The following is a 25,186-nucleotide window of genomic DNA, read 5'->3' as shown; positions in this document are numbered from 1 at the left end:
GTGGCCAAGACCCGAGCAGCGTAGAAAGTAAAGTCTGGAACGTATGAACTCTCCCGTCAACATCACCGATCCGCTCGTGCTGTTCATGCCGTCCGGCAAGCGCGGGCGGTTTCCGGTCGGCACGCCGGTGCTGGATGCCGCGCGCCAGCTCGGTGTCTATGTCGAGAGCGTGTGCGGCGGGCGTGCCACTTGCGGGCGCTGCCAGATCGAGGTGCAGGAAGGCAATTTCGCCAAGCACAAGATTGTCTCTTCCAACGACCACATCTCGCCCAAGGGCGCGAAGGAAGAGCGCTACGAGCGCGTGCGTGGGCTGCCCGAACGCCGCCGCCTGTCCTGCTCGGCGCAGATCCTCGGCGATCTCGTCGTCGACGTGCCGCAGGATACCGTCATCAACGCGCAAACCATCCGCAAGGATGCCGACACCAGGGTCATCGCCCGCGATGCATCAATCCGCATGTGCTATGTCGAGATCGAAGAACCCGACATGCACAAGCCACTCGGCGACCTCGACCGCCTGAAAATCGCGCTGATGAAGGACTGGGGCCTCAAGAGCCTCGATTTCGATTTCCATCTGTTGCCGCAGGTGCAAGGCATTTTGCGCAAGGGCAACTGGACCGCGACCGCCGCCATCCACAAGGACACCGACAGCGAGACCGCGCGGGTCATCGCTTTGTGGCCCGGCCTCAAGAACGAGGCGTACGGGCTTGCCTGCGATATCGGCTCGACCACGATCGCCATGCATCTGGTGTCGTTGCTGTCGGGCCGCGTCGCCGCCTCGTCGGGTACGTCCAATCCGCAGATCCGCTTCGGCGAGGATCTGATGAGCCGCGTCTCTTACGTGATGATGAACCCGGACGGCCGCGAAGGCATGACGGTCGCCGTGCGCGAGGCCATTTCGGGCCTCGTCGACAAGGTCTGCGCGGAGGGCAACGTCCAACGCAACGACATCCTGGATTCCGTCTTCGTCGGCAATCCGATCATGCATCACCTGTTCCTCGGCATCGATCCCACCGAACTCGGCGGCGCACCCTTCGCACTTGCCGTCTCGGGCGCCGTGCACATAAAGGCATCGGACATCGGCCTGAAGCTCAATCAGGGCGCTCGCCTCTATATGCTGCCCTGCATTGCCGGCCATGTCGGCGCCGACGCGGCCGCGGTGACGCTGTCGGAAGGCCCGCACCGCCAGGAGGAGATGATGCTGATCGTCGATGTCGGCACCAATGCCGAGATCGTGCTCGGCAATCGCCAGCGGGTCGTGGCGGCCTCCTCGCCAACCGGCCCAGCCTTCGAGGGTGCGGAAATCTCCGGTGGCCAGCGTGCCGCACCGGGTGCCATCGAGCGCGTCCGTATCGATCCCGAAACGCTGGAGCCTAAATACCGCGTCATCGGCTCGGAACTCTGGTCCGACGAGCCGGGCTTCCTCGACAGCGTGCAGGCGACTGGCGTCACCGGCATTTGCGGCTCTGGCATCATCGAGGTGGTCGCCGAGATGTATCTCGCCGGCATCATCTCCGAGGACGGCGTCGTCGATGGATCGCTGAGCGCCAACTCGTCTCGCGTCGTCGCCAACGGCCGCACCTTCTCCTATGTGCTGAAGGAAGGCGAGCCCAAGATCACCATCACCCAGACTGATGTGCGCGCTATCCAGCTTGCCAAGGCCGCCCTTTATGCCGGCACCAAGCTTTTGATGGAAAAGCAGCACACCGATCATGTCGACCGCATCCACTTCGCCGGCGCCTTCGGCTCGTTCATCGACCCGAAATACGCAATGGTGCTGGGCCTGATCCCGGATTGCGACCTCGACAAGGTCTCGGCCGTTGGCAATGCGGCCGGCGCCGGCGCCCGCATGGCGCTGTTGAACCGTGGCTATCGCCGCGAGATCGAGGAAACCGTTAGCAAGATCGAGAAGATCGAGACGGCGCTGGAGCCGAAATTCCAGGAACATTTCGTTTATGCCATGGCGCTCCCGAACAAGATCGACCCGTTCCCAAAATTGTCGGCGGCGGTGAAACTGCCACCCCGCAAGACCGTCAGCGAGGACGGTGTCGCCGGTGACGCCGCCCCGCGCCGGCGCTCCCGCGAAGGCCACGCGGCCCGGCGTAGCCGGGAGTGAAGAAACGTCGGACGGTTTGAACGACCAATCAGATGCGCGACCACGCACCGATTTCCGCCCGCCCGATGACCACACTTCCGAGCGAAACGACCTCGTCGAGCATTCTTGGCGACAGGGTTTTGGTATCGATCTCGTCTTTGACGACGATTCCGAGACGCTCCATGTCTGGTAGCAGCGTCCGCACAAGATCAGCGACAAGATCGAGCTTGTCGGCATCCGCCGGGCCCGAACCGACAACGGATTCCAGCCGCATCGATGGCGGACGAATGCCGGCGTTCACAAATGCGATATGCAATTTCGGACCCATGCCGGTTTCGGCGCCGAGACGGCGAATGGTTTCGGCGCACAGCGCACAGCAGCGGTCGTAGAGCGGCGCAGGCGGCACCAAGCGCGCGCCAGCCCAATCCAACTCGTGGAAGACGATGATGCCGCCAGGAAGCAAATGGGTCTTCAGTTTGGCCAGGGCGGCCGCAGGATCAGGCATAAACTGCAGGACGTAGCGGCCAGCAATCGCGTCGACGGCCTGCGCCAGGCATATCTCCGTGGGATCCCCCATATCGAACGTCACATTGTTCAATCCGAGCGCGGCAACTCGACGCCGGGCGATGTCGAGCGCCGTGGCGGAAGTATCCATTCCGACAACCTTTCCCGTCGGGCCGACCAAATCGGCAAGCAGGATGGCGACATCGCCAGCTCCCGAACCGACGTCGAGCACGCGCATTCCGGGAGCAATTCCAGCCTCCATGAAAAAACGTCGCGTGATCGGGTCGATCAGGCGTGCTTGGGTACTGAGGCGCCGCAACTCCAGCTCGGAATGGCCGAGCGCATATGGCATTTCGCTGATTGCGTCGGCACTGCCCATCACAATCTCTCGTCTGTCGGCATGAAGACACTAACAGCGCCGGGCGCTGTGAACCAGCGGTCACAAGTTCCGGCCCACCGAGACGGTTATCCAGAAGGCGACAACGGCACTTCGCCCCAATTTCATTTGCATGCAAATGTTTCCGGATCAGCCCAGCCTGAAACAAACTGCCGTTTTCGTGAAATCCGCCAGATACATATGCGGTGCATTTAACCGGCATCGATGGCCGGTAGAGAACATCTCTTGTCCCGCCGCAACACTCAAAGGAGAGCACGATGTCGATGTTCGAAAGCCTCGGCCGCTATGGTGCGGCCATCAAGAAAACACGCGAAGCGCGCAAGTCGCTGCGCATCCTGAACAGCTTGCCGCCTGAGATCCAAAAGGACATTGGCTGGCCGGTGTCGCCGCGTTCGAGCGAAAAGCAGCTTTCGGTCGGCTGGGGCATGCAGCGCGGATGAAATTCATCGACAAATGCAAGCTGCTCGGTATTCGCCGGGGCCGCAATGCGGCTCCGGCTGCACCCAGCAATTGGCTGCGCGCCGCATTACTGCCCCGGCGTTGAGCTGCGCCGCTGGGCCAGCGACTTCATGGCCGGACGCTTTGTCGCCAGCCGGGATCAAACCACCGTGTTGAGATCGCATAAATCTTGACTTTTTTGGTGGCGACACAATCTTCGAAATAGTCGGGGGTTCTCTTAGTCGGCTCAGCCGAAGTCCGTGTATCTGCATGCCCAGCCTCAAAAGCCACGTCGTGTCGTTCGTCCTCAGGTACAGTCGCAAGAAGGCGTTTTCCAGCCCGGAGAACCTGCAGCGCTGGATCGCCTATGCGCGCAAGACTGAAAACCATCAGCCGCCTGCGTCGCTGCAGTCGCGCCTGGAGATCACAACCCGCACGATCAGCGGCTTCCCCGTCTACGAGATCGCTCCCCAGGCTGGCGAGCGGAGGCGGATTCTCTACCTGCACGGCGGCGCTTACGTCTTTGAAATCACACCCTATCATTGGCGGCTGATCGCCGACATGGCCGACCGTCTCGGGTTCGGCATCACCGTGCCGATCTATCCCATTGCTCCCGAACACGATTTCCACGCCATGTTCGGCATGGTCGGCGCCGTCTACCGCCAGATGTTCGGCGAAACCAGGGCGAATGACATCATCTTCATGGGCGATTCCGCCGGCGGAAACATGGCCGTCGTGCTGACCATGATGGCTGCGCAAGACGGCCTGCCCTTGCCATCACGCCACGTGCTGATTTCGCCCGGCCTCGACGTGTCGCTCGCCAACCCAGAAATGTATGAGGCTGAACGCAACGATCCGTGGCTAGGCATTGCTGGCGGCCGCGAGGCGATCCGGCTTTACAGCGCCGGCATAGATCCCACCGACTGGCGCATCAGCCCGGTTTACGGCGACCTGTCGGTGCTGCCCAAAACGCTGCTGCTGACCGGTTCACGCGATCTGCTCACCCCCGACAATCTGATCTTCGCGGAAAAGGCACGCGCGGCCGGCGTCGAAATTGAGGTCGTCCACGAGCAAGGCATGTTCCATGTCTGGCCGTTGATCGACATGCCGGAGGCGCGACGCGCGCGGGACAGTATAGTGGCCTTCTTGACCAACGAAACTGACAGTTACCATGCCACGGCAGGCGAGTTGTCGCTGCAAAGGACAGACCGCGACGGAACCCCTCGCGATCTGGTTGCGCCGCTCAGGTCGTAGTTTGGGTCAGAACTTCCCAGTTTCCCTGAACACCTCAAACGTCGCGCGGATATGGTCGGCGACTGCCTTCACCGGCGCGCTGGCGTCTGGCGTCACCACCATGGCGAGATTGTAGGTGCCGATGTCAGGCATGCCGTCCTTCGGGCACAGCTCGACCATGTCACTGCCGAGGAACGATTTCGGCAGCGGCGCGACTGCAAGATCCGCCATGATCGCGGCGCGCTGGCCGGCCGTGTGTGCGCTCATATAGGCGATGCGGTAGTTGCGGCCCTCGCGGCCAAGCGCCTCCAATGCCCCTGCCCGCCAGGCACAGCCCTCTTCCCACAATGAGACCGGCAGCGGCTCGCGCAGATGCGCGCAACCGCCCTTGGCACCGGCCCAGACGATCGGCTCTGTGAGCAGCACTTCGGCGCCGATCGCGCTGGTCTTGTAGGAGTTGGTTAGCAGCGTGATGTCGAGCGCCCGGTCGTCCATGCGCCGGCGCAAATTGACGCTCTGGTCGATGGTGACGTCGACCGCGATTGATGGATGCGATTGTGCGAACCGCTTCAGCACATGCGGCAGCACACGTTCGCCGTAATCGTCCGGCGAGCCGAGCCGCACCACCCCGACGATGTCTGGAATGATGAACTTCGACACCACCTCGCGATTTATCGACAGCAGCCGGCGCGCATAGCCGAGCAGCATCTCGCCATCGGTGGTCAGCGTCACCGAACGGGCGTCGCGCGCGAACACCGAGCGGCCGAGTATGTCCTCCAGCTTCTTGATCTGCATGGAGACGGCCGACGGCGTGCGGAAGACCGCATTGGCCGCAGTGGTGAAGCTGCCAGTCTCGGCGATTGCGACGAAAGTGCGCAGAACATCGAGATCGAGCAGCGGCAGCGGATGATTGAGTGGGGCGTTCATGGGAATCGACCTTCAATTTTTCTGATGCAAACCATCATTCCATTTCGTTTGATTGAACATCAGTTTGGGAGGATAGTCAACTCCATCGAAGGCAGGCTGCATCGAAGTGGTCCGGGAAACAACCATGACACGGACCTGCAATCGACACGAAATGAAGCTGAAACAAACCCGGTGTACCGCCTGACGCTGCAAGCGCCGGGAAAATCCCGGCCCAACGCGAAGGAGAATGAGATGTCTATCCTGTCATCCATCGGTCGGATCGCGACCGAATTCAGTGAGGCCCGCGCCCGCTACCAGACGGAACGCGCCATCCGCGCACTGCCGATTGAACTGCAGAAGGATATCGGCTGGCCCGAAGCTGCCGACGCCAAGGCCGGCACTCGCCATGGTGTGGGATCTTGGGCTGGAGCAAAGTAAACCGTGTGTATCAACAGCTGAAGGCCTGCCGCGCAGATCAGCCCGGCAGGCCTTTTTGTTTGTATTCAAATGATTTCCCCGAGCCATGTCGCCGCCGCATGACGCATATGAGCAAGTCGCATAGCAGCCCGCGCCGGCAATCAACACATTGTAAATAATCGAAAATCCTGGGCAGAATGCCCAAATTTGTCGCATTCCGTGTCGCTTTTCATATCAAGTGCTTCGCTTTTGCGATTTAGTTTCCCCTCACGTAAGCCTATATCATCATCAACAAACGAGCTGCCCCACTCCATCAAGCGAAGGCGACCCGTCTGAGCAACCGAATGGAGATGATCATGAAGCTTTTTGCCCGCCTCTTTGCCCGCCGCGAAATGAACCTGACGACCGCGCTCGAGCGCCAGCGCCTGGCCAACACCATGCCTGGCCAGACCGGCGCCATGGCTGCCGCGCGCCTCGGCTTTGTCGCCTGAGACAGCAAATCTTGGCGGAAGCAGCCTAGCGCTGCTTCGACGTCGATCCAGCGCCGCTTCGGCTTTGCCGAGGCGGCGTTTTCGTGTGCGCAGACTGCGTCGGCTCGTTTGGTCGATCCGGCGGCACATTGTGCCCTTCGCCGCATAGCGATTGCCCATTTGCGACCCATGTCGCAAATAAAGTCTTTCCGTTGCCATCTAGCCAATTGACAGGAAACGTTTTTCCTGATGTCGCTATGCTGATCGCGACATCCTGTTCGCGCCATTGCAGCGTGAGGATCTACCCGTGAACGTCGTAAAGCACCCGATCCGGCGATCGTTTGTATTCTTCCTGGTCCCCGATTTCACCATGATCGCCTTCGCGACGGCGCTCGATCCGTTGCGTTCGGCCAACCGCATGCTCGGCTATGAAGCCTATCGCTGGCGGCTCGCCAGCATCGACGGCAAGCCGGTGCGCGCCTCGAACGGCGTCGAATGCGCCGTCAACACCTCGCTGGAGGAAGAGCGCAAGAAAATGTCCGGACCGGACCGGCCGAACATGGCCATCGTCTGCAGCGGCATCAATGTCGAGCGCTATCAGAACAAATCGGCCTTTGCCTGGCTGCGCGAGGAGTACAATCGCGGCGTTGCCGTCGGCGGCCTGTGCACCGGCGCGCATATCCTGGCCGCCGCGGGCCTGCTGTCCAACAAGCGCTGCGCCATCCATTGGGAGAACCTGCCGGGCTTTTCCGAGGCGTTCCCCAAGGCCAATGTCTTCGCCGACCTCTTCGAGATCGACCAGAACATCTACACCTGCGCCGGCGGCACCGCCGCGCTAGACATGATGCTGAAGCTGATAGGCGACGATTTCGACGAGAGCCTCGTCAACCGCGTCTGCGAGCAGGTGCTGACCGATCGCGTGCGCAGCCCGACCGACCGCCAGCGCCTGCCGCTGCGCGCCCGCCTTGGCGTGCAGAATTCCAAGGTTCTGACCATTATCGAGCTGATGGAGGCCAATCTCTCCGAGCCGCTCTCGCTGATCGAGATCGCTGACCATGTCGACCTGTCGCGCCGGCAGATTGAGCGCCTGTTCCGCACAGAGATGGGGCGCTCCCCTGCCCGTTACTATCTGGAGATCCGCCTCGACCGCGCCCGGCACCTGCTGATCCAGTCGTCGTTGCCGGTGGTCGAAGTGGCGGTCGCCTGCGGCTTTGTTTCCGCATCGCATTTCTCCAAATGTTATCGCGAGTTGTACGCCCGCTCGCCGCAACAAGAACGCGTCGACCGCAAGCAGCTTCTGGCGGCTTGATCGGACCATCGGCTGAACGAAGCCTGCCTAGTCAATGCACTTCGGCCGTGCGCATCACCTCGACGCGGATGTCTTCCGTCAGCCGCGCCTTCAGTGCCGAAAACTCCGGGCTGGTCTTCAGCGTATAGTGGCGCGGATGCGGCAGGTCGACAGCGACATCCGACTTGATGCGGCCAGGCCGCGCCGTCATCACCACGACGCGCGATGCCATGAAGATCGCCTCCTCTATGTCGTGGGTGACGAACAGCACCGTCTTTTGCCGGCGCTCCCAGATGCCGAGAAGCAGTTCCTGCATCAGCCCGCGGGTCTGGTTGTCGAGTGCGCCGAACGGCTCGTCGAGCAGCAGGATCTCCGGATCGTTGGCCAGTGCCCTGGCGATCGCGGTGCGCTGCTGCATGCCGCCTGAAAGTTGCTTCGGCCAATGGTTCTCGAAGCCTTTAAGCCCGACGAGATCGACATAGGACGCGACGATATCGTGCCGCTCTCGTTCGGCCATTCCGCGCTCGCGCAGGCCGAAGGCGATGTTGTCGGCGACCGTCAGCCACGGGAACAGCGTATAGGACTGGAAAACCATGCCACGGTCTGGACCCGGCCGGTCCACCACCCTGCCGTCGAGCAGAACACGTCCCTCACTCGGCGCTTCGAGGCCGGCGACGATCCTGAGCAGCGTCGACTTTCCACAGCCGGATGGCCCCAGGATGGTGATGAAGTCGTTGGCAGCAACCGCCAGATCGACCGGCATCAGTGCCTGGACCGGCTGCCCGCCGCCGACACCGGCGAAGGTGCGCGAGACGCCTTCAATGAGCAGCTTGCTCACGCCAGGCTCCACGGAAACAGCCAGCGGTTGAGCGCCTTGAAGGCGAAATCAGACAGCAGCCCGATCAGGCCGATGACGATGATGCCGAAGATGATCTGCCCCGTTGCCAACCGCGACTGGCTGTTGATGATCATGTAGCCGATGCCCGACGACGAGCCGATCAGCTCGGCGACGATGACATAGGTCCAGGCCCAGCCGAGCACCAGGCGCAGGGTTTCGGCGATCTCGGGCGCATTGGCCGGCATGATCACGCGCCGCACGATGCCGTTGTCGGACGACCCAAGCGTATAGGCGGCCTCGACCAGGTCGCGCCGTGTGCCGCCGACCTTGACCGCGATGATCAGGATGATCTGGAACACCGAGCCGACGAAGATCACCAGCAGTTTTTCGAGCTCGCCGACGCCCGCCCACAGGATGAGCAGCGGGATGAAGGCCGATGCCGGCAGATAGCGGGCAAAGGAGACGAACGGCTCCAGGAACGCCTCCACCGGCTTCCAGGCGCCCATCACGATGCCGAGCGGGACGGCAACGATGGCCGCCATCAGAAACCCGCCGAAGACGCGCCAGATGGTGATGAGGATGTCGAGCCAGAAGCGGTCCTCGACCAGCAGCCGCCAGCCGTCTCTCACCATCGACAGCGGATCGGCAAGGAAAATGCGATTGACGTGGCCGCCAAGCGTGATCCACGCCCAGAACGCCACGAACAACACGAAGAACGAGATGCCGAGCACGGTTCGAGTGCCCGGCGAGACCGGATGCAAGGGGCGCGGCATCTTCGACCGTCCTCTGATCTGAATGAAAAAGCGGCGGCGCACGCGCCGCCGCCGGGCGACAATCCTGCCGGTTAGTCGGCGACGGCGCTGGTGTCGGCCAATGTCGAGACGTCGGGCGCTTCCTTGATCAAGCCCATCTGCAGCAGAAGCTCGCCGGCGGTCTTGGAAAAGTCCTGGAATTCCTTGGTGAAGAACTGCTTGTTTTCGGCCTTGTCGGCCCATTTCAGGTATTTGGCCGACTCTTCGAACTCCTTGGCCGACTGCTTCACGTCGGCGCCCATCGTTTCATAGGATTTCGCGGGATCGCTCTTGATCAGGTCGAGTGCCTCGAAATAGCTGTCGGCAAGCGCCTTGGCCGCATCCGGATTGGCCTTAAGGAACTCCGGCGTGCAGCCGACTGTATCGAGGACCATCGGATAGTCGAGAGTGGTCACAAGGATATGGCCCTGGTCGGACTTGTCGCGCACCGCCGAGATGAACGGCTCATAGGTCACCGCCGCATCGTTCTGTCCGGCGAGAAACGCCTGCGCCGCCGCGTCCGGCTCCAGGTTGACGACCGTCACGTCCTTGGTCGACATGCCGTTCTTGTTGAGCACCCAGGCCAGCATGAAATAGGGCGACGTGCCCGGCGCCGAGGACGCGACCGACTTACCCTTGAGATCGGCGACGGTCTTGATGTCGTTGCGGGCGACAATGCCGTCGGCGCCGTAGGACTTGTCGAGCTGGAATATCTGCTTGGTCGTCACACCATTGGCGTTCCAGACCAGCCAGGTCTCGACCGTGGTGGCGGCGCATTGCAGGTCGCCGCTGGCGATGGCGAGCGGCCGGCTGGCTTGCGGCACCTTCTTCAAGGTGACGTCGAGGCCGTGCTTTTCGAAGATGCCGGCCTGCTTGGCGAGGGTCAGCGGCGCAAAGCCGGTCCATCCACTGATGCCGATGCTAACCGATGTGGCGGCCATCGCCGGCGCGGACAATCCGACGGCAAGCGTCAAGCCTGCGGCAAGAATTCCGATCCTGTTCATCTCGGTTCCCCTTTTTATGTGTTCGGATGGGGAATTGTGTCACAGACGCCCACAGGCTTGTCAATGAAGCAGATGCTGCACTGCGGTATCTCACTACCGGCAGTAAACTTCGCCATTAGCGGGTGTTGTACATCCAGCTGCGATCGCGCCACATTTTTTCGCCGACCAGGCAGTCGGTGTCGGGGATGTCCTGTGCCAGCACCAATGGCGGATGCGCCGCCTCTTCGGCCGCTCGCTGCGGCGAGGCCGGACCAGCAAGCTCCAGCACCAGCTTGCGGCGGATTGCCTCCGGAAACTGCGTCCAGTCATTGACCGGGATCATGAAGGAGCCCGGCCCGCCGATGACGCAGTCGCTGTAGTAACGGTCGAGATTGTTGACATCATAAGCGCTGCTGAACCCGCCCCTGGTCATCAGCGGCAGGCCGTTGACGGTGATGCCCTGCTTGATCACGGCGTCGCGGGTGATATCGACAGGTGCGCCCTGGTTGTTGGGGCCGTCACCCGAAATGTCGATCACCCGCTTGACGCCCTGGAAGCCGCTTTCGGCAAAGAGATCGCTGGCGAATTCTAAGGCGCCGGAGATCGAGGTGCGCCTGGCACTGGCCGGCGGATGAGCGGAAAGCTGCGCTGCCAGCCGCTCAGCGTCGGCACGATTGGCGATCACCGTCCATGGCACCACGACTTGCTGCCAGGTCGCGCCAGCCCATTCGACGTAGGTGACGGCAATCTTGCCATGAGCGCCTTCGCCGATTGCCTGCAGGACATCGTCGTGCGTCAGCGCCGCCGCATAGCCATGACGCTGGATTTCGAGCTCGTCGGGCGACATGGACAAGGATACGTCGACTGCCAGCACCAGTTGGACATCAACCGGCTCGGCGGCGCGGGAGTTTGCAGTCAGCCACAGCGCCGACGCCAGCGCGGCGGCGCCCGAGACGAGATGTCTTGCACGGGCAAAAGCAGACATGCCGCACGGTAAGCGAAAATCGCCGATCGACAAAGAGAAAAGCCCGGTGGAGAGCCGGGCTCATCCGGTCACATTTTTGCGAACCGCCGGAAAATGAATTTCATTTGTGGATGCGGTGCCCGCCCCGTCCCCGCCACTCCACGGCCTTCTCGACATCCGTCTCAGGGAATGGGTCCGGCTTCGGTTTTCTAGTACCGACCCCGCGCGCTGCCCTCCAGTTCGGCTTGAATGACGGCGGAAGCCACAACAGAATACCTGCACCCGCGGCAGGCAAGATGATCGCAAAACGCAGAATTGAAAGTACGATGCCGCAGATGCCGACGATCTGCGCGGCCCGGCGGACGCCGAAGCGTCTCAGGAACAAATGTCTTGCAATCACGCCGCCATCCAGATCGTAGGCGGGCAGGATGTTGAGAACGATAAGCGACACGTTCAACAATGCGCCAATCCAAAGCGTCCATTCCAGAGGACCGGCCGACCTTGACGGCAGCCACCCGAATGGCCTTTCGGGCGCAACTGGGATGAGTTCTCCAAAAACCAGATAATAGGCCGCAGCGAAAAACGCGGCGAGCGCGACGTTCGCCAGGGGACCCGCTATCGCAATCCGCGCCCAGGCAGGCGATGGCGCTGCGGCGCGTTTGAAACGCGTGAGCCCGCCGAAGAGATATAATTCTATCCTGTCGGTGGCGACGCCTTGTCGGCGTCCGATCCAGGCGTGTGCCAGTTCGTGCAAAAATATCGACGCAAATAGAAGCGCTGCGAAGATAGAGGTATGGATCAGTGCATCCTTGGGTCGGCTCGCCCACTCGTTCAGGAAGGGCAGCACGATGGGAATTGCCAAGGTCCAGCTGACGCGAACCGGGATATTCCGGTTCAGCTGAAACACAAGCGCATCGTTTTTTCTGTCCCAGCCGATCCGCCGCAAAGGCACCCCCCAATCGCAGCGCGACGGTAAGCGAGAATCATCGCTCCACAAAGCGAAAAGCCCGACGATGAATCGGGCTTCTGCATTCAGGTCCTGCTGGCACTACTCGGGCTGCCTGTGTGGAGAATCGGCAAGCAAGCAACGTTCAGCTGCGCGGATTGAGGTTCTCCGGGTCGTAGAGCGGCCTGTAGCCGACGGCGGCCACTTCGACCGGGTATTTCTCGCCGAAATATTCGACGCTCAGCTTGCGGCCCTCCTGGCAATAAGCCCAGGGCAGGTAGGCGAGCGCGATGTTCTTGCCGAGGGTCGGACCATAGGCCACCGAGGTCGTGAACGACCGACGGCCGAGCTCGTCGACCAGCGTCTCACCGGTTTGCGGATCCATCACCGGCATCATGCCGACCGGATAGCGGGGAACGCCGTTGGAATCGGTATTGTCCGTCATGATAAGCGTGCAAAGCATGGCCGGCTGATGCGCCCGGGCGCGATATTCCAGATGCTTTGCCTTGCCGCAGAAATCGGCCTCCTTGACCTTCGGGCGGGCAAGGTCGGCTTCCAGCAGATTGTATTCGGTCAACAGATCCGCGTTCTGCAGGCGCAGGCTCTTCTCCATGCGGCGGCTGTTGGCATAGGTCTCGACGCCAAAGGCCATCACGCCGGTCGACCGCAGCGCGTCCCAGACGGCCAGGCCGTCCTCGTAGCGCATATGCAGTTCCCAGCCTTGCTCGCCGACATAGGAGATGCGGAAGGCGGTCACGTCCTTGCCGGCGATCCTGACGGGCTTGATCGCGGCAAAGGGAAAATTCTCAGGCGTCAGTCCGTCGGGGTTTTCCACGACCTTACCCAATGTTGCCCGCGCGTTCGGACCCCAGATGCCGACGGTCACATATCTCTCGGTCACATCGGTGACGGTAACGTCGAAGCCTTTGTCCTCTGCCGTCCGGCGCATGTACTGGAAGTCGCGCGGCCCGGCATCAGCGCCGTCGATGACGCGGCAGCGGTCGGCCATGCGGATGACGGTCAGGTCGGCGCGGACCATGCCTTCCTCGTCGAGGAAATGCGTATAGATGCCCTTGCCGATATTGCCGTCGCCGCCGATCTTTGCCGCGCACAGCCATTCCATCAGCGCGACATGATCGGGACCTTCCACGTCGTACATGGCGAAATGCGAGAGGTTGACGATGCCGCAATCCTCGCTCATGGCGAGATGCTCGGCATTCGAGACGCGCCAGAAATGGCGGTTGTCCCATTCGTTTTGGCGCACCGGCACCCGGTTGCCGTATTTCTCGAGCAAATGCTCGTTGGCGGCGTAGCCGTGGGCGCGCTCCCAGCCGCCGAGCTCCATGAAATAGCCGCCGAGTTCCTTCTCGCGCTCCCAGAAGGGCGAGCGGCGGACATTGCGGGCCTTGGAGAAGGGCTCACGCGGATGCACCGCCGGGTTGTAGACCTTCATCGCGGTTTCGGTGCAGCGGTCCCAGATGAACTGCTCTTTGGTCTGGTGCGGATAGAAACGCGAATAGTCGATGGCGTGGTGGTCGATCGCCGTGCGGCCGTCCGTCATCCAGTCTGCGATGAGCTTGCCCATGCCGGGGCCGTCCTTGACCCAGATGGCAACGGCATACCAGAGGCCCCTCACCTTCTGGCTTTCGCCCATCGATGGGCCGCCGTCCGCCGTCACCTGCAGCAGGCCGTTGAAGGAATGGCTCTCATTGTAGCCCAGCTCGCCCAGGATCGGCGTCAGTTCCATGGCGCGCTCGAGCGGCGCCAGGATCTGCTCCATGTCGAGATCGCGTTGCGACGGCGAAAGCCGCGCCTCGTTTTTCTCGAGAATATCGCGCGGATGGCAAAGGCGCGGATTGGTCTCTTCGTAATAACCCCATTCGATCTGCCCGCCTTCGGCGGTCTTGGGGTCGCCGGTATCGCGCATGTAAGCCGAGTTGCCCTGGTCGCGCAGCAGCGGCCAGCCGATCTCCTTGCCGGTGCCGGCGAACTCAGTGTACGGCCCGAAGAAGGTAAGCGGATGGTCGATCGGCATGACCGGCAGGTCCTCGCCGGCCATTTCCGCAATCAGCCGTCCCCAGATGCCCGTGCAGACCACGACATAGTCGGCCTCGATGGTGCCGCGGTCGGTCACCATGCCCTTGATGCGGCCGTTCTCGATGACGAGCGACCTGGCCGAGGTGTTGGCAAACGCCTTGAGTTTGCCGGAGGCTTCCGCCTGGTCGACAAGCTTGCCGGCGACGGTCTGCGAGCGCGGGATGACGAGGCCGGCGTCGGGATCCCACAGGCCGCCCTGTACGATCTGTTCTTCGATCAGCGGGAATTTTTCCTTGATCTCGGCGGGATCGATCAGGCGGGCGCGTGTGCCGAAGGCCTTCGCCGAGGCGATCTTGCGCTTGATCTCCGCCATGCGGGCGTCGTCGCCGACGCGGGCGACCTCAAGGCCGCCGATGCGCGCGTAGTGACCCATCTTTTCGTAGAAATCGATGGAATAGAGCGTCGTCCAGCACGACAGGAAGTCATGGCTGGTCGTGTAGCAGAAGTCGGAAGCGTGCGCCGTCGAGCCGATATCGGTCGGAATGCCTGATTTGTCGATGCCGACAATATCGTCCCATCCTCGCTCGATCAGGTGATGGGCGACCGATGCGCCGACGATTCCGCCCAGCCCGACGATGACGACCTTCGCCTTTTCCGGAAACCCTGCCATTGCCCGCGACTCCAAGATGCTATTGCGGCCGACTATAGGGCGGCGCGGCGGCGCGCTTGCAGCCTGTTTGCGACATCGCAAAAAAAGCCCGCGCCACCAGCCCGTCGAATGCAGTTAGACCTACGCCTACGCCTTCGCCCTGCTCAGTACGAAGGCGCTGCCAGAGGCCGTTCTGCGCAGCTTCGAAGAAAAGTGCATGCCTTCATCGCCGATTACCGATAGCAAATAAAAGGCCGGGCGTTTGCCCGGCCTTCAAAAATCCTGGCGTCGACTTTACTTGATGCGCGCGACGCCGCCCGAGATCTCAATGGTTTCCGAACCGGTCAGCGCCTCGAGGTCGCCATTCGGCAAGGTAACAAAACAGCCGCTCGGGCAAAATTCCACGGTTTCGCCGGCGGCCAGCGCCAGCTCGGTCTTGCCGCCGCCTTCCGTCACGATCAACGTGCGGGTCTCGGCGTCCTTGTTGACCGCGCTGGCGGCATGGGCCGAACCGCCCACGGCCAGAAAAGCGATGGCGGCGACGAGAGACTTCCACATTTTGCAATATCGGTGTTGCCACCGCCCCTGTTGCATTTCGCAAGGCATTCTCGCCGTTTGCAGGTGAGCTTATATGCAATGCAAGCTGAACGGCAACTGAATGCCGCATTCATGCCGCAATTGGTTTCCGAAGGCTTGAAGGCAAGCTCCAAACAGCTAGTCAGGATCGGGCTTCCGCACCTTGCGTCCCGACTTGGCGAGACGTTTCGCCTCGACCGCCGCAAGTGCTTTTGCTTGTTCCCGCTCGGCGAATTCGACTTCGATCTTGTCGTCGTCGATCGGCCACGCCTCGTGCTTTTTGGTCTCGACGACGGCGCGCGGCGTAGACGGAATTTCGATATGCTGGTCGGCGAATACATCGAAGATGGCAAAGCGGATGTCGTTCTGGACGATATTGCCACTAAGAACGTCTGCCAGGAACACGCGAATCTCGAATTCGAGCGCGGCCGGGCCGAAATTGGAAAACAGCACGAAGGGTTCCGGGTTTTTCAGCACCAACGGATGACTGCGCGCAATCTCCAACAGGACGCCATGCACGTGCTTAACGTCGCTGCCATAGGCGACGCCGACCTTGATGTCGACGCGGCCGAGCTTGTTGCGGTGCGTCCAGTTGCCGACCGCATTGTTGATCAGGTTTGAATTGGGCAGGATCACCGATTGCCGCTGGAACGTCTCGATCTCGGTGGCGCGTACGCTGATCTTCTTGACCGTGCCGCTGATGTCGCCGGCGACGATCCAGTCGCCGACCTTGAACGGCCGCTCGGCCAACAGGATCAGACCCGACACGAAATTCGAGACGACATTCTGCAGGCCGAAACCGATGCCGAGGGACAGGGCGCCGGCGACCAGCGCGAGATTGGAGAGGTCGATACCGGCCGCCGAGATGCCGACCAGTGCCGCGACCGCGACGCCCGCATAACCGACCGCCAGCCGGATCGAATTGCGCACGCCGGTGTCGACCCGGCCGCGCGCCATCACCGAGCCGTCGAGCCAGCCCTGGAACCAGCGCGTCAGGAAATAGCCGATGATGAAGACGACGACGCCGGTGAGGATGCCGGTGACCGAGATCGTCACCGAGCCGATGGTGAGGCCGGTCGCCAGCTTGTAGGCCCACGCCTGGATGTCGCCGGGCTGGAAGCCCCACATCAACAGGATCAGCGGCAGGAACACCAGCACGATCATGATGTTGATGGCCGCGCTGACGACAAGCCCGAGCTGGTCGAGCGCGGTCGCTTCATAGCTTGAATTGGCCGATAGCCAGCGCCCGATCGAAGTGTTGGCGAAACCGCCTTCCTCGCCGATCGCCCGCGCCGACAGGAAGCCGATATAGGCAGTGACCAGGATCGTGCCGGTGACCACGACCTGCACCGAGACGAAAATGGCAAGGCCGATAAAGCCGAGCAGCGCCGAGGCGACGGTGAATAGCCCCAGCGCGACGGCGGTGTAGCGCAGCCATGCCGGCCACGGGCGCCAGCTCCCGTCGGCAGCCTTGAACGGCTTCAGCAGGCCCATCAGGATCAGGATGACGCCGACGCTGATGGTGGCGACAAAGCTTCTGGCGATGGTCAGCGACAGCGGCGAGCCCATCTTGTCGTTGACGACCGACAGGAAATAATTGATGCCGATGGCGACGGCCATGGCAGTGGTCAGCCGCACCAGCCAGCGCGCCGGGCCGGTTTCGACAGGGATCAGACGCCAGTTCGGCAGCCGCGGTTCCAGCGCCGCATTGGTCAGCCGGTTGACGCAGAACACCACCGCGATAACGGCAACCAGCGCATTCAGGAAGATGCCGATGTCGCCGCGCAACACGTTATAGTAATTGAAGAAGAAAATGGTCGAGACAAGGAAGACGCCAACCGCCAGCGTCGGCAGCAATGTCGACCAGAACGCCACCGACAAGCGGCTGAGGTAGGAGGGATCCTCGACGGAAGGATCGGCTTCGAAGACGCGGCCGAACAGGCGCCGCCCGCCGACGAAAAGCACAGCAGCCAGCGCGAGCGCCATCAGGGCCGCGGCAAGAATGGCCTGGAACTTGAACTTGAAGGCGAAGCTCAGCCAGGACGACACCGCCTTATAGAAACTGGTAAATTCGTCGTTGGCGTCGGAAATGACCTCGGGGCTCAATGCATCCGACAGCACGTAGCGCTTGGTGAGCTGATTGCGGAACAGCTGGCTGCGCATGTTGCCGATCTGCTCGATCAGCCCGCTGATGCGGATCGACAGGGTTTGCGCCGTGGCGATGACGGCATTGATTTCGGCTTTTTCGGAGGCCAGCGCCTGGCGTTCGCCGGTCACGATATCGGGCTCGGCCGGCTGGCCCGCGGCCGGCGGCGGGCCCAGCTGCTCGAGCCGGCTGTTGATCTCGCTCAGCCGCGGTCGGAAAGCGAGCGCGCTGTTCAGCGACGCACGCGACATTTCTTCCAGTTGCAGCCGAATATCGACAAGGCTGGCGTCGTCGTCGCCGTCCTGCTGGATCTTCTTTTCGAGGTTGTCGGTCTTCGTCGTCAGGTCCTGGAGGATTTTCTGCTGATCGCTGGCCAGTCCCGCAGGCGCCTGGCTAAGCCCTTGCGCCACCGCTCGCAACGAAAGCGGCGCCGTGGCGACAACCGCCAGGACCAGAACGAAACGGAGCAGTCGGAAAAGCATGATTGTCTGGCGACTCACGGGCGATAAGGCGTTCTAAAGGCCCGCTCTTGATAAAGACCGACATATCTGGGGGCAAGCCGTCCCTGACGGCCCGCTTTCGAAGTCGGCCAATCGAAGTCGGGGAGTCGAAAAGCGATGGCGCAATCTTGGCTTTGCATTGGCGGCCTGCTCTATAGTCTGCCGCAAAGCCTGAAATGGATGACAATAAGAATGGCGGAATATTCGGCCTTTTCGCTTCTCAAGAACGCGCTGACCGGAAACAAGGACTGGAAGCCGGCCTGGCGCAAGCCCGACCCGAAAGCGTCCTACGACGTGATCGTCATCGGCGGCGGCGGCCATGGCCTGTCGACCGCTTACTATCTAGCCAAGGAGCACGGCATCACCAATGTCGCGGTGCTGGAGAAGGGCTGGCTCGGCTCCGGCAATGTCGGCCGCAACACCACGGCGGTCCGTTCCAACTATCTCCTGCCGGCCAACACGCGCTTTTACGAGCATTCGATGAAGCTGTGGGAGAACCTGGCCCATGACCTCAACTACAACGTCATGTTCTCGCAGCGCGGCTGCCTGAACCTCGCCCACACACCTGCCCAGCTCGACGACTATGCCCGGCGCGGAAACGCCATGCGCCATCTCGGAGTCGACGCCGAACTGATGACCACGGCCGAGATCGCGCGCCTGGTGCCGGCGCTCGACGTCTCAGCCACCGCGCGTTTCCCGATCGTCGGTGGCCTGATGCAGCGGCGCGCCGGCACCGCCCGCCACGACGCCGTCGCCTGGGGCTATGCGCGCGGCGCAGATCGCCGCGGCGTCGACATCATCGAAAACTGCGAGGTCACCGGCTTCCTGCGCGACGGCGACCGCATCACCGGCGTCACGACGACGCGCGGCGAAATCCGCGCCAAAAAGGTAGCGGTGGCGGTGGCCGGCAGCACCGGGCGGGTCATGGGACTTGCCGGCATCGAGACAATGCCGATCGAGAGCCACGTGCTGCAGGCCTTCGTCACGGAATCGCTAAAACCCTTCATCGATACGGTCCTGACCTTCGGCATGGGCCATTTCTATATGTCGCAATCGGACAAGGGCGGCCTCGTCTATGGCGGCGACCTCGATGGCTACAACAGCTACGCCCAACGCGGCAGCCTGCCGATCGTCGATGAGGTGATGAGCGAGATGCTGGCGCTGTTCCCGGGGCTCGCCCGCGTCCGCATGCTGCGCTCCTGGGGCGGTGTCTGCGACATGTCGATGGATGGCTCGCCGATCATCACCACCGGCCCGTTGCCGGGCATGTATCTCAATTGCGGCTGGTGCTATGGCGGCTTCAAGGCGACGCCGGCTTCCGGTTGGTGCTTTGCCTGGACCATCGCCAAGGACGAGCCGCACGATCTCAACGCGGCCTTCACGCTCGACCGCTTCTACCGTGGCCTGGTGATCGACGACAAGGGCCAGGGCGCCACGCCCCGGCTGCATTAGGCCATGATCCCGAAAAGTGGAAACCGGTTTTCGGAAACGATCATGGTCAAACGAGAAGTTTAAGAAATCCATGCTCATCACCTGCCCCTATTGCGGTCCGCGCGACGTGATCGAATTCACCTATCAGGGCGACGGCAACCGCCAGCGCCCACAGCCCGCCTCGCAGAACCTCGACGCCTGGAATGCCTATGTCTACGACCGGCTTAACCCGGCCGGGGACCACAATGAGATCTGGCAGCATTCGGGCGGCTGCCGCGCCCATCTCAGGGTCGTGCGCAACACGCTGACGCACGAGATCTCCGGCACCGCGTTCGCGCGCGGCGACCACAACTCGGTTGCGCGGCACCGGGCCGAGGACAAGCCATGAGCCCGCGCCGTACCGAGGCCGGCGGCCGCATCGACCGGCTGCGGACCATCCGTTTCACCTTCGACGGCGCGCCCTATACCGGCCATGCTGGCGACACGCTGGCTTCGGCGCTGCTGGCCAACGGCGTCACCCTGTTCGGGCGTTCGTTCAAATATCACCGCCCGCGCGGCGTGCTGACTGCCGGCGTCGAGGAAGCAAACGCGCTGGTCACCGTGTTGAGGGGCGAGGTTCGCGAGCCGAACATTCCTGCCACCATGGTCGAGATCTATGACGGGCTGGCAGCAATCAGCCAGAACCGCTTCCCCTCGCTTGCCTGGGACGTCAGCGCCGTCAACCAGCTCGGCGGCAAGCTTTTGTCGGCCGGCTTCTATTACAAGACTTTCATGGGACCGGTTATCGGTCCGCTGAAAGGCACGCGCTTCTGGATGTTCTGTGAGCATTTCATCCGCCGTGCCGCCGGCCTGGGCAAGGCAGGCACGGCTCCCGATACGGCGCGCTACGAACGTATGAATGCGTTTTGCGATGTGCTGGTGGTCGGCTCCGGCCCGGCCGGGCTGATGGCCGCCAAGGCGGCTGCCGATCAGGGTGCACGCGTCATCCTGGCCGAGCTCGAGCCGCATTTCGGCGGCTCGGCCAATTGGTCGGGCGAGACGATCGATGGCATGCCGGCCGCCGACTGGGTGGCCCGCGCCGCTGGCCAGCTTGAAGGCCGTGACAATGTCCGCCTGCTGCCGCGCACCACCGTCTGGGGCTATTATGACGGCAACACGCTTGCCGCGATCGAACGTGTCACCGACCACAAGGAAACGCCCGGCAAGGGCGAGCCGCGCCATCGCTACTGGACGATCCGCGCCAAATCGGTGGTGCTGGCTACCGGCTCCCTGGAGCGTCCGCTGGTCTTTCCAGGCAATGATCGGCCAGGCGTAATGCTGGCGCATGCTGCCGAGCGTTATGCCAATGAATATGGCGTGCTGCCCGGCGACAGGATCGGGGTGTTCACCAACAATGACAGCGCCTATCGCGCGGCCCTGGCGCTGAAGAAGGCCGGCGCCGTCGTCGTCGCCATCGTCGACGTGCGCCCGGAGCTTTCGAGCGAAATGCGCAAGCTGGCCCGCGAAGCGGAGGCCGAGATCTTTTCTGGCCACGCGGTGATCGCCACCGAGGGCGGCAAGGCGCTTTCCGGCTTCAAGGTGCAGCGCTTCGACATGGTCAACGGCGCGCTTTCCGGCGATGCGCGCAGCATCCACGCCGACTGCCTGCTGATGTCGGGCGGCTGGTCGCCGACCATCCATCTGGCCAGCCAGGCCGGCGCCAGAGCGGAGTGGAACGAAGCATTGCAAGCTTTCCTGCCGCCCAAGCCGACGACACGGCAATGGATCGGCGCCGGCGCCTTCACCGGCAGTTTCTCCACCGCCGAGGCGATCGCCGAAGGCCGCGCCGCCGGTCTTTCCGCTGCGGGCGCAACCGCCACGCCGGCGGCCTTGCCTGCCGTTGAGGCAGCACCTGGTGATCCCGATCCGGCGCCCGTGTTCGAGATCAAGGCCGAAGGAAAGAGCTTCGTCGATTTCCAGCATGACGTGACGGCGGATGACGTGCGGCTAGCGCATCGCGAAGGCTTCGTCTCGGTCGAGCATCTGAAGCGCTACACTACGCTCGGCATGGCGACGGACCAGGGCAAGAACTCCAACATACCCGGCCTCGCCATCATGGCCGAGGCGCTGGGCAAGCCGATCCCGCAGGTCGGCACGACGCGCTTTCGCCCGCCCTTTTCGGCGGTGTCGATCGGCTCGCTTGCCGCCGAACGCTTCGGCGATCTGAAGCCCGAGCGGCTAACGCCGATGCATGACTGGCACGTCGCCAACGGCGCCACCATGTATTCGGCCGGCCTGTGGTACCGGCCGATGATCTACGGCCATCCCGGCGAGACGATCGAGCAGGCCTATGTGCGCGAAGCGAGAGCCACGCGCGAGAGCGCCGGCATCGTCGACGTCTCGACACTGGGCAAGATCGCGGTGCAAGGCCCGGACGCTGCGGAATTCCTCGACCGCGTCTATACCAACATGTTTTCGACGCTGGCCGTCGGCAAGGCGCGCTACGGGCTGATGCTGCGCGAGGACGGTCTCGCGTTCGACGACGGCACCACGTGGCGCCTCGGCGAGCAGGATTTCCTGATGACCACCACCACCGCCAATGCCGGCAAGGTAATGCAGCATCTGGAGTATTTCCTCGACGTGATATGGCCGGAGCTGAAGGTCCACGTCACCTCGGTGACCGACCAATGGGCCGGTGCTGCCATCGGCGGGCCGAAGGCAAGGCAGATACTGGCCGCTTGCGTCAGTGGCACCGCCGTCGACAATGCCGCCCTGCCCTTCATGGGCATCGTCCACGGCGAGATCGCCGGTGTGCCGGTGATGATCTGCCGGCTATCCTTCTCCGGCGAAATGGCCTTCGAAGTCTATTCCGGCGCCGGTTACGGCACCCATGTCTGGGAGGCGCTGATCGAAGCCGGCAAGCCGTTCGGGCTGGTGACCTACGGGCTGGAGGCGCTGGGCACCATGCGCATCGAGAAAGGCCACGTCACCGGTGCCGAGATCGACGGCCGTACCACGGCACGCGACCTGCATCTCGACTGGATGCTGTCGAAGAAGAAGCCGTTCATCGGTTCGGCGATGATGGACCGCGAGGGGCTGATCGCACCCGACCGCCTGGAACTCGTGGGTATTGTCTCGCTGGACAACCAGCCGCTAAACGGCGGCGCGCACATCGTCGAGGAGCTTGACGAAGCCAATCCGCACGGCTCGCTCGGCCACATCACCGCTTGCTGCTATTCGCCGGCGCTGGGCAAATATATCGCGCTTGCCCTGATCAAGGGCGGCAAGGCGCGGCGCGGCACGCGCGCTTATGTCTCCGATCCGCTGCGTAACCGGTTCGGGCCGGTCGAGATCGTCTCCAACCACTTCTTCGATCCGGACGGGAGCCGCATGCATGGTTGAACGCCAATCACCGCTTGAGCCGGTGCTGCATCCAGGCTCGCATGGCAATTTCGAGCACGGTGTCGAAATCATCCTCTCCGAAACCAGGCAGGGTTCGATCCTGCAGCTCGCCGCCTGGCCCGGCGAGGAGAAGAAGTTGATGGCCGGCATCCATGCGGTCACCGGCCTGGCTTTGCCCGACGGTGCCGGCGGCGGTGTCACGGACGGCGTCAGGTCGGTGTTTGGCTTTGCGCCGGGAAAGTTCACTGTGGTCGATGAAGCCGAGGGATTGGCGTCGGCCTTTGCCAGTGTCGTCACTTCGGCCATCGGTACGGTGACCGACCTTTCGCACGGCCGCACCGCGATCCGTATCGCCGGGCCGAAGGCCGAGTGGGTGCTGGCAAAATTCTTCGCCATCGACTTCGCGCTGCCGGCGTTCCCGATCGGCGCCGGCCGCTCGACCATGCATCACGACGTCTTCGCGCAGATCCAGCGCACCGGCGCCGATCAGTTCGACATCTATGTGTTCCGCTCGTTTGCCCGCTCGTTCTGGAAGGCGCTCTGCCACGCCAGCGAGGAAGTCGGCTACGAAGTGCAGTAGCTAGACGGCGCGTCGTCACCTTACTCGGCGAACGTCACCCACTCTTCCAGCGGCGCGCGGTCGGTGCGGAAGGCATTTTCGGGCTTGGACGTATCCTCATGGCCGAGCGCCATGCCGCAGACGACGATCTCCTCGTCGGGGATGTTGAGCACCGGCCTGATCTGCCGGTGATAGGGCGCGAAGGCGGCCTGCGGGCAGGTGTGCAGGCCCCTGCCCCGCGCCGCGACCATGATGTTTTGCAGGAACATGCCGTAGTCGATCCACGACCCCTTGTTCAGCCGCCGGTCGACGGTGAAGATCATGCCGACCGGCGCATCGAAGAAGACAAAGTTGCGGTCATGCTGCGCACGCATCCTGTCGACCTCGCGCCGGCCGATGCCGAGCACGCCGTAAAGGCCGAAGCCGTTGGCCCGTCGTCGCGTCAGATAGGGTTCGAAGAACTGGTCGGGATAGTAGCGGTACTCGTCCCACTCGGCCTTTTCGGCGCGGATGCCCGAACTGAGGATGGCGTCGGTGATGCGCTGCTTGACCTCGCCTTTGGTCACATAGACCTTCCAGGGCTGCATGTTGGTGCCTGAGGGCGCGCGCGCCGCAACGGCGAGAATATCGCGGATGGTGTCGTCGTCGACCATGTCGGGTAAGAAGGCGCGTACGGACCGGCGCGAGGTGATCGCGTCATCGACGATCGCCGCCGCAATCCGGGAGTTGTTTTCCAGCATGGGCTGTCCCTTTGCGCATAATCCTGGAACCCGGCTATCCGGAAAGGATCATGCGCCGACTAGAAGTGATGGAGCATCCTTGCGAGTTTCTATGAACGCTCGACGCCCTATCCGCCTCGACCGGACGCCCCACTCGCCGCTCGTGCGCCGAGCCTTTGCCTGAACCGTCAAAATGGCGCAAGTAAATCTTGTGGGTTCATGAAAATCATCTTGATTTTTTCACAGACCTGCGGTCACATGAAATTTGCCAAGATTTTTTCATCGAGATTCTTCATTTTTCACAAAGCGATTCATTAAAGGGAGTGGCTTTGCCCTCGATCGCCGCAAGACCGGAACAAGATAACAGCGAACGGCTGCTGGCCGGCGACATTCGTGCGCTGCGCAAGGCGCGCGGCCTGACGCTTGCCGAAATCGGGCTGAAGCTCGGCCGTTCCGTCGGCTGGGTCAGCCAGGTCGAGCGCGGCCTGTCGATCCCCTCGCTCGGCGATCTCAGGGCCTTTGCCGAATTGTTCGGCGTGCCGGTCAGCCTGTTCTTCAGCCATGACGTGCCTGTCGAGACCGAACGCGGCGTGGTCGTGCGCGCCGGCAACCGGCGCACGCTTGGCACAAGCGATTCCGGCCTGGTGGAGGAGCTTCTGTCGCCGGATCTCGGCGGTAGCTTCGAGATGCTGCGTTCGGTCTTCGCCCCCGGTGCCGAGCTGAAGAGCGAGGCGCGCCGGCCGACCGAGGAAGCCGGTTACGTCGCGTCCGGCAGCTTCGATATCGAAATTGCCGGCGTCTGGCACCGGCTTGGAGAAGGCGACTCCTTCCGCTTTGACGGCAAGCCGTTCCGCTGGCGCAATCCTGGAGCGGAACCGGCTGTGGTGATCTGGGTGGTTTCGCCGCCCGTCTATTGATCTG

The 25,186-nt window shown here is 62.6% G+C and carries 22 protein-coding genes; 11 read left to right on the top strand and 11 right to left on the bottom strand.

The features are described 5' to 3' along the window. The first annotated feature begins 43 nt into the window (after positions 1-43). Complete coding sequence (locus NKH13_RS17210; protein WP_352913228.1) at positions 44-2,113, top strand: ASKHA domain-containing protein; 2,070 nt, start codon at positions 44-46, stop codon at positions 2,111-2,113. Between the two features lie 28 nt (positions 2,114-2,141). On the opposite strand, the gene NKH13_RS17205 is transcribed toward NKH13_RS17210, so the two are convergent. Then, positions 2,142-2,975 (bottom strand): class I SAM-dependent methyltransferase, encoded by an 834-nt coding sequence (locus tag NKH13_RS17205; RefSeq protein ID WP_352913227.1) that lies wholly within the window; start codon positions 2,973-2,975, stop codon positions 2,142-2,144. A gap of 275 nt (positions 2,976-3,250) precedes the next feature. Here NKH13_RS17205 and NKH13_RS17200 point away from each other — a divergent pair, with 275 nt between their 5' ends. Then, on the top strand, positions 3,251-3,433 hold the full coding sequence (locus NKH13_RS17200) for a hypothetical protein (protein ID WP_352467719.1): 183 nt from the start codon (positions 3,251-3,253) through the stop codon (positions 3,431-3,433). 268 nt (positions 3,434-3,701) lie between these two features. Next, positions 3,702-4,685 (top strand): alpha/beta hydrolase, encoded by a 984-nt coding sequence (locus tag NKH13_RS17195; RefSeq protein ID WP_292654722.1) that lies wholly within the window; start codon positions 3,702-3,704, stop codon positions 4,683-4,685. Between the two features lie 6 nt (positions 4,686-4,691). On the opposite strand, the gene NKH13_RS17190 is transcribed toward NKH13_RS17195, so the two are convergent. Then, positions 4,692-5,591: a LysR substrate-binding domain-containing protein gene (locus NKH13_RS17190; RefSeq protein WP_352913224.1), complete on the bottom strand. Its 900-nt coding sequence runs from the start codon at positions 5,589-5,591 to the stop codon at positions 4,692-4,694. A 231-nt stretch (positions 5,592-5,822) separates the two neighbouring features. Here NKH13_RS17190 and NKH13_RS17185 point away from each other — a divergent pair, with 231 nt between their 5' ends. The 3 genes from NKH13_RS17185 to NKH13_RS17175 all read left to right on the top strand — a co-directional run bounded on the left by NKH13_RS17185 (position 5,823) and on the right by NKH13_RS17175 (position 7,766). Beyond that, positions 5,823-6,008 carry a hypothetical protein gene (locus tag NKH13_RS17185; RefSeq protein WP_352452109.1) on the top strand — a complete coding sequence of 62 codons (186 nt, stop codon included), beginning with the start codon at positions 5,823-5,825 and terminating at the stop codon, positions 6,006-6,008. A 335-nt stretch (positions 6,009-6,343) separates the two neighbouring features. Further along, positions 6,344-6,478 carry a hypothetical protein gene (locus NKH13_RS17180; protein ID WP_013894968.1) on the top strand — a complete coding sequence of 45 codons (135 nt, stop codon included), beginning with the start codon at positions 6,344-6,346 and terminating at the stop codon, positions 6,476-6,478. Between the two features lie 349 nt (positions 6,479-6,827). Continuing rightward, entirely contained in the window at positions 6,828-7,766 is a 939-nt protein-coding gene (locus NKH13_RS17175) for a GlxA family transcriptional regulator (RefSeq protein WP_302895626.1), read from the top strand. 31 nt (positions 7,767-7,797) lie between these two features. On the opposite strand, the gene NKH13_RS17170 is transcribed toward NKH13_RS17175, so the two are convergent. The 8 genes from NKH13_RS17170 to NKH13_RS17135 form a co-directional block, all read right to left on the bottom strand. Beyond that, on the bottom strand, positions 7,798-8,583 hold the full coding sequence (locus NKH13_RS17170; RefSeq protein WP_352913222.1) for an ABC transporter ATP-binding protein: 786 nt from the start codon (positions 8,581-8,583) through the stop codon (positions 7,798-7,800). After that, a complete protein-coding gene (locus NKH13_RS17165) occupies positions 8,580-9,356 on the bottom strand; it encodes an ABC transporter permease (RefSeq protein ID WP_292654712.1) in 777 nt (258 codons plus the stop codon). The genes NKH13_RS17170 and NKH13_RS17165 overlap by 4 nt, the downstream gene beginning before the upstream one ends. Positions 9,357-9,427: 71 nt before the next feature. Further along, a complete protein-coding gene (locus NKH13_RS17160; protein ID WP_352719712.1) occupies positions 9,428-10,378 on the bottom strand; it encodes an ABC transporter substrate-binding protein in 951 nt (316 codons plus the stop codon). Positions 10,379-10,493: 115 nt separating this feature from the next. Continuing rightward, positions 10,494-11,342, bottom strand: coding sequence for a DUF1194 domain-containing protein (locus tag NKH13_RS17155; protein ID WP_352719713.1), 849 nt, complete (start codon positions 11,340-11,342; stop codon positions 10,494-10,496). A 100-nt stretch (positions 11,343-11,442) separates the two neighbouring features. Continuing rightward, positions 11,443-12,267 carry a site-2 protease family protein gene (locus NKH13_RS17150; RefSeq protein ID WP_352719714.1) on the bottom strand — a complete coding sequence of 275 codons (825 nt, stop codon included), beginning with the start codon at positions 12,265-12,267 and terminating at the stop codon, positions 11,443-11,445. Between the two features lie 145 nt (positions 12,268-12,412). Beyond that, entirely contained in the window at positions 12,413-14,974 is a 2,562-nt protein-coding gene (locus NKH13_RS17145) for a GcvT family protein (protein ID WP_352719715.1), read from the bottom strand. Between the two features lie 273 nt (positions 14,975-15,247). Then, on the bottom strand, positions 15,248-15,511 hold the full coding sequence (locus tag NKH13_RS17140; RefSeq protein WP_023676533.1) for a hypothetical protein: 264 nt from the start codon (positions 15,509-15,511) through the stop codon (positions 15,248-15,250). A gap of 156 nt (positions 15,512-15,667) precedes the next feature. Further along, complete coding sequence (locus NKH13_RS17135) at positions 15,668-18,157, bottom strand: mechanosensitive ion channel family protein (protein WP_352719716.1); 2,490 nt, start codon at positions 18,155-18,157, stop codon at positions 15,668-15,670. A gap of 210 nt (positions 18,158-18,367) precedes the next feature. On the opposite strand from NKH13_RS17135, the gene NKH13_RS17130 reads away from it, so the two are divergent. The 4 genes from NKH13_RS17130 to NKH13_RS17115 all read left to right on the top strand — a co-directional run bounded on the left by NKH13_RS17130 (position 18,368) and on the right by NKH13_RS17115 (position 23,567). Then, a complete protein-coding gene (locus tag NKH13_RS17130) occupies positions 18,368-19,627 on the top strand; it encodes a sarcosine oxidase subunit beta (RefSeq protein ID WP_352719717.1) in 1,260 nt (419 codons plus the stop codon). A 70-nt stretch (positions 19,628-19,697) separates the two neighbouring features. Continuing rightward, positions 19,698-19,994: a sarcosine oxidase subunit delta gene (locus tag NKH13_RS17125; RefSeq protein ID WP_352719718.1), complete on the top strand. Its 297-nt coding sequence runs from the start codon at positions 19,698-19,700 to the stop codon at positions 19,992-19,994. Next, complete coding sequence (locus tag NKH13_RS17120) at positions 19,991-22,987, top strand: sarcosine oxidase subunit alpha (protein ID WP_352913217.1); 2,997 nt, start codon at positions 19,991-19,993, stop codon at positions 22,985-22,987. Before NKH13_RS17125 ends, NKH13_RS17120 begins: the two co-directional genes overlap by 4 nt. Then, positions 22,980-23,567 (top strand): sarcosine oxidase subunit gamma, encoded by a 588-nt coding sequence (locus tag NKH13_RS17115; protein ID WP_352913215.1) that lies wholly within the window; start codon positions 22,980-22,982, stop codon positions 23,565-23,567. The genes NKH13_RS17120 and NKH13_RS17115 overlap by 8 nt, the downstream gene beginning before the upstream one ends. 20 nt (positions 23,568-23,587) lie before the next feature. On the opposite strand, the gene NKH13_RS17110 is transcribed toward NKH13_RS17115, so the two are convergent. Beyond that, positions 23,588-24,286 (bottom strand): nitroreductase, encoded by a 699-nt coding sequence (locus tag NKH13_RS17110; protein WP_352719721.1) that lies wholly within the window; start codon positions 24,284-24,286, stop codon positions 23,588-23,590. Between the two features lie 308 nt (positions 24,287-24,594). On the opposite strand from NKH13_RS17110, the gene NKH13_RS17105 reads away from it, so the two are divergent. After that, positions 24,595-25,182 (top strand): helix-turn-helix domain-containing protein, encoded by a 588-nt coding sequence (locus NKH13_RS17105; RefSeq protein ID WP_352913213.1) that lies wholly within the window; start codon positions 24,595-24,597, stop codon positions 25,180-25,182. Positions 25,183-25,186: the final 4 nt, after the last annotated feature.

The sequence above is a fragment of the Mesorhizobium sp. M1348 genome (genome assembly GCF_040317925.1).
Taxonomy (GTDB): Bacteria; Pseudomonadota; Alphaproteobacteria; order Rhizobiales; family Rhizobiaceae; genus Mesorhizobium.
This window is presented reverse-complemented; position numbering and strand designations above follow the sequence as displayed.